We start from the raw sequence: 659 nt of genomic DNA on the forward strand, positions 1-659 counted from the left end.
TTTTGAATGGGTAATCATCACCACAGATTTGCGGGTCGTTTCTATGTGCTCTGAAACCATCTTGATGATGGCGTCTTCCGTATCGTCATCCAGCGCGGACGACGGTTCATCCAAAAGATATACTGCCGGATCGCACAGAAACAGCCGTCCTAATGCCAGCCTCTGTTTTTCCCCGCCCGACAGCTGATATACAGGCGTTTCCAAATCTTTATGGAGCCGTACCCCGGAAAGGATTTTATACAGTTCGTCATCACCAGGGCTTTCTTTTTCTTGAAATCTTAAGGCTATGGTCAGATTGTCCCTTAACGTTCCTTCGTACATGGCGGGATTCTGGGACAGCATCATAACATTCCGGCGATGCTCTACAGATTTTATTTGCTTCAGGTCTTTGCCATCAAACAGAATTCGTCCCCGGGTTGGAGATATCATCTTGTTCAGCATTCTCAGAATGGTTGTTTTCCCGCCGCCGCTCGGGCCGAGAAGAACGGTAAGTCCCCTGCTTATAGATAAGTTTGGAATATCAACTATGTCCTTGTACTTAACCTCAATAAACTCAAACATATTAGGTCTCCTTTGCGCCCATTGCATTGACGGGGGCCATGATGCATTTCTCCGCTTCATCAAGTTCTTCTTCGCCCGCTGTTGCAGTCACATATTAT

1 protein-coding gene is annotated in these 659 nt (G+C 46.7%); it reads right to left on the minus strand.

Annotation, left to right across the window (positions count from 1 at the left end; all coding sequences use genetic code 11):
- Positions 1 to 561: ABC transporter ATP-binding protein (locus B3W37_RS16370; protein WP_483176456.1), on the minus strand; the 561-nt coding region annotated here is incomplete at its 3' end.
- Between the last annotated feature and the right edge of the window lie 98 nt (positions 562 to 659).

Source organism: Syntrophomonas sp. UBA5494 (genome assembly GCF_002426325.1).